A 14,019-nucleotide genomic window follows, 5' to 3' on the forward strand; every position below is an offset into this window, starting at 1 on the left:
TCACTCCAGGCTCGCGCCATAACCAAAGCTGGCGGCGGGTTTGGCGGCGGTCTCGACCCACACGCTTTTCACTTCACTGTATTCGCGCAACGCATCGAGACCCGAAGAACGACCATAGCCGCTTTCACCGTAGCCACCAAATGGCGAGCTGACATGAATGGTCTTGTAGCCGTTGACCCAGAACGTGCCGGCACGTACCTGTTTCGCGACCCGGTGCGCACGGCCCACGTCACGCGTCCACACGCCGCCCGCCAGGCCGAAGCGGCTGTCGTTGGCGATGCGGATCGCCTCTTCTTCGTCCTTGAACGGAATGGCCACGACCACCGGCCCGAAGATTTCTTCCTGAGCGCAGTACAGGTCGTTGGTGCCCGCCAGCACGGTCGGGTTGATGTAGTAACCCGGCGTGTCGGGGATCGGATCGGCATGCTCACCCACCAGCCTGGCGCCGTCTTTCAAGGCACGCTCGACCATGGTCTTCACGTGGTTGTACTGCTTGGCGTTGTTGATCGGCCCGATCTGGGTTTCCGGGTCGCCTGGGTCGCCGACCTTGAACTGGGTCGCAGCGGTCGCCAGCGCGTTGGTGAACTTTTCGAAGATCGACGCCTGCACCAACAGTCGCGAACCCGACACACAGCTCTGCCCTGCCCCTGAGAAAATCGCCGCCTGAGCACCGCGCAAGGCGACGTCCAGGTCGGCATCCTCAAAAACAATATTGGCCGATTTGCCACCCAGCTCCAGCACCGCGGGAATGCAGCGCTGTGCCGCCGCGACGGCGATGTGGCGACCGGTGGCAGGTGAGCCGACGAACACGACTTTGCGGATGTCAGCCCTGGCAATGAACGACTGCCCGATGGAGTGGCCGAAACCGGCGATCACGTTGACCAAGCCTTTGGGCACGCCGGCACGTTCGATCAACACGCCAACCACCAGCGAACTCAAAGGGGTCAGTTCCGACGGCTTGAGAATGACGGCATTGCCTGCCGCAATCGCCGGTGCGATCTGCCAGCCGCAGGTGAAGATGGGGGCGTTCCACGGGGTGATCTGCAGTACCGTGCCCAGCGGTTCATAGGTCACGTAGTTCAAGTGCGTGGTCGGTACGGGGATGATCTCGCCGTGCAGTTTGTCTGCCCAGCCGGCGTAGTACTCGAACATCTCGGCGACCTTGAGCACTTCCACACGGGCGTCACGGATTGGCTTGTTGGCCGTCAGTGATTCGATCTGAGCGAGGTTTTCCAGCTCGTCACGAATCAGGTTGCCGACCTGATACATGGCACGACCACGCGCCTGCGCCGTCAATGCCCACCACTGAACCTGCGCGGCCTTTGCAGCGCTGTCAGCCTTCTCGACCAGCGAGTCGTCGGCATCGGGAAAGCTCAGCAACACGCTGTCGTCATGGGCATTGCGCACTTCGACCGGCGCACCGTGGCCTTCGATGAACTCACCGCCCACGTAGCTGGCAATGACGCCGCGATCGCCCCAGTAAGGACGCATCAGTTCGAGGATTTTTGCAGTGCTCATCACTTATTCTCCGTGACCGTAAAGTTTGGCATCGGTGCGTTGCACGATGGCGCAGAAGTCTTCGTTGTCGGCCAGCGTCTCGCTGCTGGCCTTCCACAGTTGCGCGACGATGCGCGACAGCGGCAATTCCATGTCCAGACTGTCCGCCAGATCGCTGGCCAGGCCGACGTCCTTGCGCATCAGGCCCATGGTGAAGCCCGAGTCGTAGGCCTTGTTCAGCACCCAGGCGGGAAACATCACTTGCGTCGCGCCGCTGCGGCCGGAACCGGCATTCAGGCCCTGCAGCAGTTTTTCCGGATCGACGCCCGCCCTGGCAGCCATCGCGACCGCTTCGGCGGTGCTGATCAGGTGGCAGGCGGCGAGCATGTTGTTGGCGATCTTGGCCACATTGCCCGCGCCGCACTGACCGACGTGGACCCGCGTACCGCTCATGCCTTCCAACACCGGCATCGCCCGCGCCAGATCGACCTCTTCAGCACCGATCACCATCGACATGGTGCCGGTGGCCGCCCCTTTCGGGCCGCCGGAGACCGGGGCGTCGATGAAAGCGATTCCAGCCTTGGCCAATTCGGCAGCGACTTTGCGGCTCATCTCAGGCGTCGAAGTGGTGGTATCGACCACGATCAAACCTTCCCGGCCCGCTTCGCGAATGCCGCCCGCGCCCAGACACACAGACTCGACATGCTCGGCCTTGGGCAACGACAGAATCAGAATGTCCACGCTCTGGATCAGCTGTGTGCGGTCGACAACCGGTTTTACGCCCTTGCTCTCGGCCGTCGCCAGCGCAGCCTGCGACAGGTCGAAACCACTGACATCGAAGCCCTTGCCCGCCAGCGTCGTGGCCATGCCGCCGCCCATGTTGCCCAGTCCGATAACGCCTGTTTTCAAAGTCATGTTCTGTATCTCTATTAAAGGTTTTGTACGAATTCAAGAATGACGTTGCCTGCCGCCTGCGGCTCGACCATGACGCGTCCGGGCGCCTGCTGATAGGCGACCTTGTTCTCGGCAAGAATGGCGCGCAGCGTGTCGAGGCTGGTGGTGTGCAGGCCAATGGCAATGGCGTGTGGCCGTTCGCGATGAGCTTGTGGCAGCGGCGTATCGGCGTAATAACGAGCGGCTGTCTCCGCATCCATGGCACGCAACACGCCGCATCGGGTATCGGCGACCAGCACATCGCCCTGCCAGCTCACCGCATCGCCGTAAATGGCTCGCCAGCGGGGTTCAAGCTGAGCGGGATCGGCCAGATACGTCACGCTCACAATGCCGTCCACCGCATTGGGATGCTGTTGCCAGCCCGGCACCCAGATCAGTTCGGGGCGGCGCTGATGACAGATGAAATTCGAGGCGTCCGGCAGTTGCGGGTCGATGAACAGGCCCAGCGAAACCACCGCTTCGTCAGGACGCCCGTCCGGCAGGGTCATGGCGCGGCGAAAGTCGATCCGGCCCTGGCTTGGCAAACCGGCCTGCACCAGTCGCGCATGATCCGCGTCGGCGTCCTGGCTGTGCAACGCGACCAGCGAAACGCCCTCTTCGCCGCGATCCAGAAACTCGCCCAACTGGCGACCGAAGCAGAAGCCATTGACCGAGCCGGTGCCAAACAGAGAAGCGTCGTGGATGCCGATCAACTCGATGAAGTTGCTCTTGAACATCATCAGCGAGGTCACACTGCCCCACGGGTGATAGCTGACCGGCGACGGCGCGAAGCCCATCCGACGGTACAGCTCAAGCGTGGCGGCGTGATCTCGAACGGTGACCAGCGGATGATCGATACCTTGTGGAAACTGGGCGACGGCTGCCATATGCGATTGCTCCCTGAATCAGTCTTGAGACTTGCTGGTGAACGTGGCCAGCGAATCCGGAGCCTGGCCGATGACTCTGGCTGGCGTGCCAGCCACCACGACTCCGGCCTCAACCGGCTTGAGCACCACCGCGCCTGCGGCAACGATGGCGCGCTCGCCCACTTCGATGTTGCCCAGCACCGTGGCGCCTGCGCAGATCAGCGCGCCGCGACGGATCTTGGGGTGACGGTCGCCTGCCTCGCTGAGCGTGCTGCCCAGCGTGACGCCATGCCAGAGACTGACGTCATCCTCGACCACAGCGGTTTCGCCGATCACAAGCCCCATGCCGTGGTCGACGAACAGGCGTTTGCCGAGACATGCAGCAGGATGAATGTCGATGGCCCAGGTATTGGCGGCCCAGTTCTGCAGCAGGACCGCGCTTTGAACATCGCCGTCGTTCCACATTGCATGGGCGATGCGATACGTCTGCACGGCCTGGATGCCACGAAAGGTCAGAAAGGCGGTGAGGTGATCGGGACAGGCCGGGTTGACGATCACCAGATGCTCGATGTCTGCCGCTGCCGATTCGGCAATGTCGGGGTGCTCCCGAAGGACGCTGCCGAACCAGCCGGTCAGGTCAGCCTCTGTCACTTGGCTCTGCAACTGACTGGCCAGATTGGCAGCGAGCGCCGATTCGAAGGACGCATGCGCCGAAAGCCGGTCCTGTGCATAGCGGCCCAGCACCGGGTTACGCTCACCCAATTGTTTCGCCTGTTCCTGCAAACACTGCCAAAGAGCCTTCATACGCGTTCCCTTGTGCTGATGACCGAGTATGGACAGCGTTCTCCCCTCTCAGCAATAATCCGGAAATCGCATTTATGTTGCCTTGATCGCAACACAGGACACCCATGAGTCTGGTGCAGGATCGTCGGATCCTTTATTTCTTCGAAGCGGTAAGGCTGGGCAGCGTGCGGGCAGCGGCGGACTTTCTGAACGTCGCGCCGTCGGCGGTCAGCCGTCAGATCGCCCAGCTGGAACTGGAGTTGGGTTCGCCGCTGCTGGAACGCCATCGACGCGGGGTCAAGCCCACCGAAGCGGGCGACAAGGTCCTGGCCTATTACCGCCAGCGACTGACTCAGCAGGAAGTCCTGCTGGATTCGATTCAGGCATTGCGCGGCCTGCACAGCGGCTCGGTAACGCTGGTGTCCGGGGAAGGTTTTCTGGAAAGCCTGGCGCAGCCGCTGGCGAAGTTTTCGGCGTTGTATCCGCGAATCGAGCTGATCGTGAATGTCTGCGGCAGCAACGAAGTGATCCGCCAGGTGGTCGAGGACGAGGCGCACATCGGTCTTGTCTTCAACCCGGCGGCCGACCCGAAAATTCGATCCCACGCCCACCAGCGCAAGCCGGTCTGCGTGGTGACCGCACCGGATCATCCGCTCACCCAGCAATCAGGTCCCATCGAACTCAAGACATTGGCTGAATATCGCCTGGCACTGCCCGCCGTTTCATACGGCATTCGTCAGATTCTTCTCGAAGCCGAACACCAGTTGGGCATCACGCTTGAGCCGACCCTGACCTGCAACACCTTCGCCATGCTCAAGCATTTCGCCATGCAGGGTGGCGTCACGCTGCTGCCGACCTTCGTTGTGGAAGAGGACATCAAGAGCGGCAGGCTGCGCGCCCTGCCGTTACAGCACGAGGTATTCAGCAGCCCGCAAACGCATCTGATCAGCCGACTGGGCCGTCAGTTGAGTGTGGGAGCCAGTCGATTGATGGGCATGTTGCTGCAGGATATGACCGCGTTCAGGCATTGAACTGACGCCATCGCGGGCAAGCCGCCTCTTATCAAACAACCTGTAACCCACTGAGTTCGCAGCGCGACAGCGTAACGTCAAAGACTGTGATCCGCCTTTGAGCGCTGTGAATGTCGGAAAGCTCGTGAATGAACAGGTCTTCAATCGTGGTTTTTTGGATGCGGTGTTAATCGGGAACCTCGTTTGAGTAAATCCAGATTCGGATCGACTCAGGCGAACGGCCTCATTTATCGCCGTCAGTCTGACTGACTTGAGGCCCGATACGCCGTTCAGTCCGGGCATGCGACAAGCCGACGAACAGCATCCAGCCGCGTTGATGTCGTTAAAGAAGGACCGTTAGTCCCGCCTTGAACAAATCCACTGAACCAAAAAACCGTGAATCCGCTCATCAGAAGTAACAGATCAGACTTTCGATCAGACAGAGGGCTTCCTATGAGAGCGTTGACCTATCACGGCGCACACAATGTCAAAGTCGACACCGTTCCGGACCCTGAAATACAGCAGGCCGATGACATCATTCTGAGGGTGACAGCGACCGCCATCTGCGGTTCGGACTTGCACTTGTATCGCGGCAAGATTCCTACGGTGGAGCATGGCGATATCTTCGGCCATGAGTTCATGGGCATCGTTGAAGAAACCGGCTCGGCTGTAACGTCAGTACAACGCGGCGACCGAGTCGTTATCCCTTTCGTGATTGCCTGCGGCTCATGCTTTTTCTGCAATCAGGACTTGTTTGCGGCTTGTGAAACCACCAATACCGGACGCGGCGCGATTCTCAACAAGAAATCCATTCCGCCGGGGGCCGCACTGTTCGGTTTCAGCCATTTGTACGGCGGTGTTCCAGGCGGTCAGGCGGAATACGTGCGAGTCCCCAAGGCCAACGTCGGCCCGCTGAAGGTGCCCGGTACTCTGGCGGACGATAAGGTCCTGTTTCTCTCCGACATCCTGCCGACCGCCTGGCAGGCCGTGACCAACACCGGCATCGGCCAGGGTTCGAGCATCGCCATCTACGGTGCGGGGCCGGTCGGACTGCTGAGCGCGGCCTGCGCCCGAATGCTGGGGGCCGAGCGGATCTTCATGGTCGACCACCATCCTTATCGCCTGGCTTACGCACAGCAGACCTATGGCGTCATTCCGATCAACTTCGAGGAGGATGACGACCCGGCCGACACCATTCTTCGTCAGACACCGGGCATGCGTGGCGTCGACGGCGTAGTGGATGCCGTAGGATTCGAAGCCAAGGGCAGCACCACCGAAACCGTGCTCGCTACCCTCAAGCTTGAGGGCAGTAGCGGAAAGGCACTGCGCCAGTGCATCGCCACGGTCAGACGCGGCGGGGTCGTGAGCGTGCCTGGGGTTTACGCCGGGTTCATCCACGGCTTCATGTTCGGTGATGCGTTCGACAAAGGCCTGACGTTCAAGATGGGCCAGACCCATGTGCAGCGTTTCATGCCTGAGCTGTTGGGCTATATCGAGACCGGCCGCCTTGAGCCCGAGGCAATCATCACTCATCACATGTCGCTGGAAGAAGCCGCCACGGCCTACAGGATTTTCGACAAGAAAGAAGAAGACTGCCGCAAGGTGATCCTGACACCTGGCCGCAATGACATCCCGGTGGCGGTGCCTGACTCGCTGGCGGGTGTTCCAGCGTAGTGAGAAAGGTGTCGCCGGCTCGCGTGGCGTGGTCGAAGCGCCGACATGGAATGAGCACAGCAAGGGGCGATGGGCGCGTCACATTCGAGAGCGTCCTGAGCGGAGTTACCATGCAGGAGCGTGTGAGCGATCATCATCACGTGTGCCTGATCGTTCCCATGCTCCGCGTCCGCTTCAACAACTGGCAACGGCGCTATGACTACCGACTCAGGTATCCGAACCGCCCTTTGAACGGTTTGCCAATCGGGTCAGCCAGGTCGCCGTGTTTGCTGGTAGTCAGGCCAAGGTCCACCAACGATTCGGCGAGCTTCACGGCCGCTGCAACGCCATCGATCACAGGCAGGCCGACGGCTTCGCTCAGTTGCCGGCCCAGATCGGCCATCCCGCCACAGCCCAGCACGATGGCGCCTGCGCCTTCTTCATCGCGTGCCTTGCGCGCCTGTTCAGCCATGAGCTCGACCAGCTCCGGGCCGCTCTCCTCCAGTGCCAATACCGGCAGATCGATGCAGCGCACTGACGTGCACAATTCGCTGAACCCGTAACGCTGAAGCAGGTGCTCGGCGATGATCCGGGTACGAGTGAGGGTAGTGACAACGGCAAACCGGGTAGAGATCAGGCTCGCCACGTGAAACGCCGCCTCGGCAATGCCGATGACCGGAGCACTAGCGGCTTCGCGGGCGGCCAGCAGACCGGGGTCGCCAAAGCAGGCGATGATGTGCGCGTCAACCCGCTGTTCACGCCCCTTGCGCACCTCTTCCAGCACACCCAGCGTGGCGATGGCTTCGTCGAAATGCCCTTCGATGGACACCGGACCATCTGCAGGAGTACAGGCCATGATCTGCGTACCGGGACGCGCGACAGCTTCAGCTGCCAGGCCCATCTTGCGGGTCATGGCTTCACTGGTGTTGGGATTGATGACTTGAATACGCACCGGGCCTCCTTCAGCGCCGTTTGAAAATGCTATGGAAGTCCACCGCCTCGCCGACGGGTTCATCCACGTTAAGGCTGGCACGGATGCGACGCAGGTGCTCGGCCATCCACTTTCGAGCTTCGTCACCCTGCCCGGCCTCCAGCAAGGTCAACAGATCGGCATGCTCGCCGCAGTCGCAACCAACACTGCGTCGCGAGCCATACACCGCGAGGATCAGTGACGAGCGTGTGGTCAATTGGGCAACCTGCTCGGTCAACACCTGATTGCCCGCCAGCGCGCACAGTTGCACATGGAAGCGTGCGGACAACTGAATGGCTTCGCTATGACGCCCGGCACGCTGCGCCTCGTGCTCCTGGTCGCAAAGCGAGCGCAGTGCTTCCAGCCGCTGACCACTGACGCGTGAGGCAACGCTGTCCATCAAGGCCGTTTCAATCAGTTGCCGGGCACCCAGGACATCCTGCGCTTCCTGCGCCGAGGGCTTGGCGACCTCAGCGCCGCGTTTGGGCCGCAACGTCACCAGACGTTCCAGCGCCAGCCGCTGCAGCACCTTGCGAATGCCGGTGCGACTGATCTCGAATACCTCAGCCAGAGCGTCCTCCGGCAAGCGTGTGCCGGGCGCGAGTCGATGCTCGACGATGGCCTCCAGCACGTGCTGATAGATCTGCTCATCGCGGCCTTTTTCGTCGGCAGCGGGGGCAATGAACAGAGGAGCGCTGGAAGTTCGGGTCATGGCATCACATCGCTTTGGCATGCAGATCGTATACAAGAATAGTGCCCGATGAACCCGGTTCTGAATAGCGCTATCTGCAAAGCGCTGTTGAACCGGCATCACACCACCTTCAATGGCTTCGCACTCAAAACGCGCAAAAGCGCCCTGTTTACGTGCACCTTGATTCGCCGCACGGGATTGACCAGTACGTCAGCTTTTCAGAAAAAACACTTAACACGACAAGGCGTTCAAGCCATTCGGCCAACCGAAAACGAGGCATGGCACATGTCTTGCGTACACAATCGTATACAAAAAAGATCAACGATCGTACCCCGATCCCGTCACGACTCAGCGAGGGAGTAACGCAATGACAGACCAACGCCCGGCCGGCTACAGTCCGCGCCTGCACAACCATGATTTGGGACCGGTTCCGCAAAAGTGGACTTGGTACAACATTCTGGCGTTCTGGATGAGCGACGTGCACAGCGTCGGCGGTTACGTCTTTGCCGCCAGCCTGTTCGCCCTCGGTCTGGCCAGCTGGCAAGTGCTGATCGCGCTGCTGTTCGGCATCTGCATCATTCAGGTGATCGCCAATCTGGTAGCCAAGCCCAGCCAGCAGGCAGCGGTGCCCTACCCGGTCATTTGCCGACTGGCGTTCGGTGTCTTCGGGGCCAACATCCCGGCGATCATCCGTGGCCTTATTGCGGTCGCGTGGTATGGCATTCAGACCTACCTGGCGTCCAGCGCACTGGTGATCGTGGTGCTGCGTTTCTTCCCGGAACTGGCCGCCTATCAGAACGTGAGCTTTCTCGGCTTGTCATGGCTGGGCTGGTTCGGCTTTCTGGCTCTGTGGGTGGTTCAGGCCGCCGTGTTCTGGACCGGCATGGAATCGATCAGACGCTTCATCGACTGGGCCGGCCCGGCCGTGTACGCCGTGATGTTCGCGCTGGCGGGCTGGATCGTCTGGCGCGCGGGCTGGGACAACATCAGTTTCACGCTGGCCGAAAAAGAACTGTCGGGCTGGGCGGCGTTCGGCCAGGTGGTCATGGCCATTGCGCTGGTCGTCTCGTACTTCTCCGGACCGACACTGAATTTTGGTGACTTCAGCCGCTACTGTCGCAGCATGGCAGACGTGCGCCGTGGCAATTTCTGGGGCCTGCCGGTGAATTTCCTGGCATTTTCGCTGGTGACGGTGGTGATCGTGTCCGGCACGCTGCCGATCTTCGGTGAAATGATCCACGACCCGATTGCAACCGTGGCGCGTATCGACAACACCACCGCGGTATTGCTGGGTGCGTTCACGTTCGTCACCGCGACCATCGGCATCAACATCGTCGCCAACTTCGTGTCCCCGGCGTTCGACTTCGCCAACGTGGCACCGAGCCGCATCAGCTGGCGGGCGGGCGGCATGATCGCCGCCGTGGCCTCGATCTTCATTACACCCTGGAACCTGTTCAACAACCCGGAAGTGATCCACTACACCCTGGACGTACTCGCTGCCTGCATCGGCCCGCTGTTCGGCATCCTGCTGGTGGACTATTACCTGATCAAGAAACAGCAGATCGACGTCGATGCCCTGTTCAATGACACCCCGAGCGGCCGCTACTGGTACACCAACGGTGTGAACCGGGTCGCCGTGAAAGCCCTGGTGCTGACCGCGCTGGTCGGCCTGTGCTTCACCTTCATTCCGTGGTTCAAGCCCATCGCCAACTTTGCCTGGTTCACCGGCTGCATTCTGGGAGGCGTGCTGTATTACGGTCTGACCAAAAGCTCACCGGTACAGGCTGCGAACCTGGCGCCGACCGCCAGCCACGGCTGACAAAGGTTGCGACGAAGACAACAATGCCTGGCTCGCCCAGGCATTGCGCTTTTTCTGACGAAGGCTTTCTCACCAGAGCGCTATGTCGTAAGTCAGATACAGCCGGTTGCTGTCTCGCCCCCGGGCGAAATCGGACCGGTACACGTAGTTGCGCAGCTTCACACCCAGCCCTTTGAAGGTGCCGCCTTGCACCACGTAGGCAATCTCGGCGTCACGTTCCCACTCACGTAACTGCGCCGGACCTGACTTTTCATTGTCACCACGCAAATAGCGCGTGGAAAACGTCAGGCCCGGCGCGCCCAGTCGGGCGAAGTCGTAGCCGTAGCTGACCATCCAGGTTTTCTCGTCTTCTTCGATGAATTTGCCGATGCCGACATTGCTGAACGAGTACACCGTCGCTTCGCTTATATAAGGCAGGCCCGCGTCGCCGCTCAGCACCTGATAACCGGCGCCGACACTGTGTCCGGAAAGCGCATAGGTCAACTGTCCGCTGAGCATGTCATTGTCGATCTTGCCGTTGCGCGCAGCACCGGCATCGACGCTGCGGAAATAACGCAGGTCGCTGGTCAGCACGCCCGAGCCCAGCGTCAGATCATGCTGAATGGACGCAAACTGCTGGCGATAGAATTCCTCCAGCTCGGCCATCGCTGTGGACCGGCAACAGGCCGGTGCCGTTGCGCGCCTTTCCGGAGTCCAGCTTGATACCCAGCAACCCGGAGGCGTCGAAACCGAAACCCAGCAAGCCCTGGGTGAACCCGGATTGATAGTCCAGCAGCAGGCCTTGCGCCCATTCACTCCGCTCGCTCTTGGCCGTCAACGCAGCACGCGTGCTCAGGCCGTGTTCATCACGAAAGTTTTCGTTGAAGTAGACATTGCGCAGTTGCAGTTTCAATTTGCTGTCTTCAATGAAACCGTCTGCGCTGACCCAAGGGGCGACACTCAACAGCAGTGAGGGCAAGGCTGCGCGTTGGAAAAATGTGTTCATGCTCATGGCTCTTTCTTGTTATTGGAGGCGCAGCCATCCGCACGCCCGATAACGGGCGGGTGAAGGCATGCGAAGGGGTTTACGTCAGACGAACAGCGTGATCGCGCCCGTCAATAGCGCCAGCGCGGTCACCACCAGTGACGTGAGCACGGCCCATTTGAGGGTGGCTTTCTGGAAGTCGCCGATGTCACGGTCAATCATGCCCACCAGCAGCAGGGTCGAGGCCACCAGCGGGCTCATCAGATGCACCGGCTGGCCGAGAATCGAGGCCCGGGCGATTTCCAGCGGGCTGATTCCATACGCAGCGGCCGCATTGGCGAGGATCGGCACTACGCCAAAGTAGTAGGCATCATTGGACAGTACGAACGTCAACGGCATGCTGGTGATGGCGACCACCAGCGGGAACAGATGACCCCATTCAGGCGGGATCCAGCTGACCAGGGTTTGCGCCAGCGCGTCGACCATCTTGGTACCGGAAAATATCCCGGCGAAAATGCCCGCGGCGAACACCAGCAACACCACGGTCATGGCATTGCCGGAATGGGCCAGAATCCGCTCTTTCTGAATATCCAGTTGCGGGTAGTTGATCATCAGCGCCAGCACGAAGCCGATCAGAAACAGGATCGCCGAGTGCATCAGGCCCATGACCAGCGCCACCATCACCACGATCACCAGCGCCAGGTTGACGTAGGCCAGTCTGGGTCGCTTGTGCGGCGTGTCGCCCAGGATGGCATCGATGTAGCAACCGCCACCGCCGCTCTGCAGTTGCACATTCCCGATGCGCCTGCGCTCGCTGCGGCCCAGCAGAAAGGCGGCGAACACCACCCATGCAGCGCCACCGATCATGGTCGGCAGCAGTGGAATGAAGTACTCGCCAGCGTCCAGCCCCAGCGCAGCAATGGCACGTGTGGCCGGTCCACCCCAGGGCGTCATGCCACTCATGATGCTCAGCGACAGCATCGAGATGATGCCCAGAATCATCGGGTTCATGCCGATGCGCTTGTACAGCGGCAACATCGCCGCGCAGGTGATCATGTAGGTGGTGGTGCCATCGCCGTCCAGTGCAACGGTCAGCGACAGCAACGCGGTGCCGACGGCTATTTTCAGCGGGTCGCCGTTGACGCGTTTGAGGATCTTGCGAATCAGCGGATCAAACAGACCGGCATCGATCATCAGCCCGAAAAACAGAATCGCGAACAGCAGCAGCGCGGCTGACGGTGCGACCATTTTCAGGCCGTCCAGCATCATCTTGCCGGTGGTGCCGCCAAAGCCGCCCAGCACCGCAAAAACCACAGGCACCAGGGTCAGCGCGACGATAGGCGACAGGCGTTTGGACATGATCAGGTAGGTGAAAACCACCACCATGGCTAAGCCGAGGAAGGCAAGCATCGGAATATTCTCTTCTTGTTATGGATGAACGACGCGCACGGCAAGGCTCGTCGAGCCTCGCGATGGCGAGGCCCGAAAGCAGATGATACGTGTCGGTCGATGGCTTTGAGGCGGGTTCAGCTCCGTTCGGCGACCTGAGGCGTGTCCCACTCAGGAACAGGCCGTTTGGCCGTCGATCGGTTGTCGAGTTGCTGCATCAGCACCTGGCGATCACAGGCGTTTTCCGAAAGCGAGATCACCACGGTGGCGACCGCATTGCTGGCCAGGCTGGTCAGCGCGCGGGCTTCGGACATGAACCGGTCGATACCGATCAGCAAGGCCAGGCCCGCCAGCGGAATGTCGTGGATGACGGTCAGGGTCGAAGCCAGTGCAACGAAGCCGCTGCCGGTCACGCCAGCCGCGCCTTTTGAGGACAGCAGCATGATCGCCAGCATGGTCAGGGTCTGGGTCATGCTCAGTTCGATGTTGCAGGCCTGGGCGATGAACACGGCAGCCAGCGACAGATAAATCGCCGTGCCATCCAGGTTGAAGGAATAACCGGTTGGCAGCACCAGCCCCACCACACCCTTCCTGCAACCCAGCGCCTGCAGTTTTTCCAGCATGCGTGGCATCACCGGTTCCGTGGACGAAGTGCCAAGCACCACCAGAAACTCTTCGCGGAAATAGCGCAGCAGTTTCCACAGGCTGAAGCCGTTGGCCCGGCAGATACTGCCCAGCACCACGAACACGAAGCAGCCGCAGGCGATGTACAGCGTCATGATCAGCTTGGCGAGCGAACCCAGCGAAGTAATGCCGTACTGACCCACGGTGAACGCCAGCGCACCGAACGCGCCAATCGGGGCGAAGCGCATCAGGTACGAGAAAATCTTGAAGACCATCTGCGAGGCCGACTCAAGCACGTTCAGTACCGGCTTGCCGCGCTCGCCCAGCGACGACAGGGCAAAGCCCGACAGCACAGCGATGAACAGCACCGGCAGCACTTCACCCTTGTTGAACGCCCCCACGAAAGTCTCGGGAATGATGTGCATGAAAAAATCCACAACACCGAGTCTGGCAGCCGATTCGGTGTACTGGGACAGGCCCGCCGTGCTGAGTTCTGCCGGATCGATGTTCATGCCTGTACCGGGCTGGAACACGTAAACCGCGACCAGCCCGATGATCAGGCTGATCACGGTCAGCCCCAGAAACAGCAGCAGCGTCTTGCTCATCAGGCGACCCAGCGACTTTTTGTCGCTCATGCCGGCAATGCCGGTGACGATGGTGCAGAACACTACCGGAGCGATCATCATCTTGATCAGCTTGATGAACGCATCGCCCAGCGGTTTGAGGGCGACGGCCTGCTGTGCCCAGAAGTGGCCGACCAGGACCCCGAGGATCACGGCGCAGATGATCTGGAAATACAGTGATTTTGCGATTTTCATGA

The 14,019-nt window shown here is 60.7% G+C and carries 11 protein-coding genes and 1 pseudogene; 3 read left to right on the forward strand and 9 right to left on the reverse strand.

Going from position 1 to position 14,019, the window contains the following annotated elements:
- The 4 genes from KDX39_RS19060 to epsC are packed head-to-tail and all read right to left on the reverse strand — an operon-like array spanning position 1 to position 4,100.
- Positions 1-1,518, reverse strand: coding sequence for an aldehyde dehydrogenase family protein (locus KDX39_RS19060; protein ID WP_231661432.1), 1,518 nt, complete (start codon positions 1,516-1,518; stop codon positions 1-3).
- A 3-nt stretch (positions 1,519-1,521) separates the two neighbouring features.
- A complete protein-coding gene (locus KDX39_RS19065; RefSeq protein ID WP_231661433.1) occupies positions 1,522-2,412 on the reverse strand; it encodes an NAD(P)-dependent oxidoreductase in 891 nt (296 codons plus the stop codon).
- A 14-nt stretch (positions 2,413-2,426) separates the two neighbouring features.
- Positions 2,427-3,317 (reverse strand): VOC family protein, encoded by an 891-nt coding sequence (locus tag KDX39_RS19070; RefSeq protein WP_231661434.1) that lies wholly within the window; start codon positions 3,315-3,317, stop codon positions 2,427-2,429.
- 18 nt (positions 3,318-3,335) lie between these two features.
- On the reverse strand, positions 3,336-4,100 hold the full coding sequence (gene epsC, locus KDX39_RS19075) for a serine O-acetyltransferase EpsC (protein ID WP_231661435.1): 765 nt from the start codon (positions 4,098-4,100) through the stop codon (positions 3,336-3,338).
- A 104-nt stretch (positions 4,101-4,204) separates the two neighbouring features.
- Between epsC and KDX39_RS19080 the strand changes: the two genes are divergently transcribed.
- Both KDX39_RS19080 and KDX39_RS19085 read left to right on the forward strand, forming a co-directional pair.
- On the forward strand, positions 4,205-5,110 hold the full coding sequence (locus KDX39_RS19080) for a LysR family transcriptional regulator (RefSeq protein ID WP_231661436.1): 906 nt from the start codon (positions 4,205-4,207) through the stop codon (positions 5,108-5,110).
- A 432-nt stretch (positions 5,111-5,542) separates the two neighbouring features.
- On the forward strand, positions 5,543-6,763 hold the full coding sequence (locus KDX39_RS19085) for a zinc-dependent alcohol dehydrogenase (protein WP_231661437.1): 1,221 nt from the start codon (positions 5,543-5,545) through the stop codon (positions 6,761-6,763).
- 199 nt (positions 6,764-6,962) lie between these two features.
- Here the strand turns inward: KDX39_RS19085 and KDX39_RS19090 are convergent, their stop codons facing one another.
- Both KDX39_RS19090 and KDX39_RS19095 read right to left on the reverse strand, forming a co-directional pair.
- A complete protein-coding gene (locus tag KDX39_RS19090; RefSeq protein ID WP_231661438.1) occupies positions 6,963-7,694 on the reverse strand; it encodes an aspartate/glutamate racemase family protein in 732 nt (243 codons plus the stop codon).
- 10 nt (positions 7,695-7,704) lie between these two features.
- Positions 7,705-8,424, reverse strand: coding sequence for a GntR family transcriptional regulator (locus tag KDX39_RS19095; protein ID WP_231661439.1), 720 nt, complete (start codon positions 8,422-8,424; stop codon positions 7,705-7,707).
- A 346-nt stretch (positions 8,425-8,770) separates the two neighbouring features.
- On the opposite strand from KDX39_RS19095, the gene KDX39_RS19100 reads away from it, so the two are divergent.
- The gene (locus tag KDX39_RS19100; protein ID WP_231661440.1) at positions 8,771-10,222 is read left to right on the forward strand and encodes an NCS1 family nucleobase:cation symporter-1; all 1,452 of its coding nucleotides are present in this window, start codon (positions 8,771-8,773) and stop codon (positions 10,220-10,222) included.
- Between the two features lie 69 nt (positions 10,223-10,291).
- Here the strand turns inward: KDX39_RS19100 and KDX39_RS19105 are convergent.
- The 3 genes and pseudogenes from KDX39_RS19105 to KDX39_RS19115 all read right to left on the reverse strand — a co-directional run bounded on the left by KDX39_RS19105 (position 10,292) and on the right by KDX39_RS19115 (position 14,017).
- A pseudogene (locus KDX39_RS19105) lies at positions 10,292-11,207 on the reverse strand (OprD family outer membrane porin).
- Positions 11,208-11,291: 84 nt separating this feature from the next.
- Positions 11,292-12,596, reverse strand: a complete 1,305-nt coding sequence (locus tag KDX39_RS19110; protein WP_231661441.1) for a CitMHS family transporter — start codon at positions 12,594-12,596, stop codon at positions 11,292-11,294.
- Positions 12,597-12,712: 116 nt separating this feature from the next.
- A complete protein-coding gene (locus tag KDX39_RS19115; protein WP_231661442.1) occupies positions 12,713-14,017 on the reverse strand; it encodes a dicarboxylate/amino acid:cation symporter in 1,305 nt (434 codons plus the stop codon).
- Between the last annotated feature and the right edge of the window lie 2 nt (positions 14,018-14,019).

Origin of the sequence: Pseudomonas sp. CDFA 610 (assembly GCF_021147865.1) — a bacterium.
In the GTDB taxonomy this organism is placed as follows: Bacteria; Pseudomonadota; Gammaproteobacteria; order Pseudomonadales; family Pseudomonadaceae; genus Aquipseudomonas; species Aquipseudomonas alliivorans.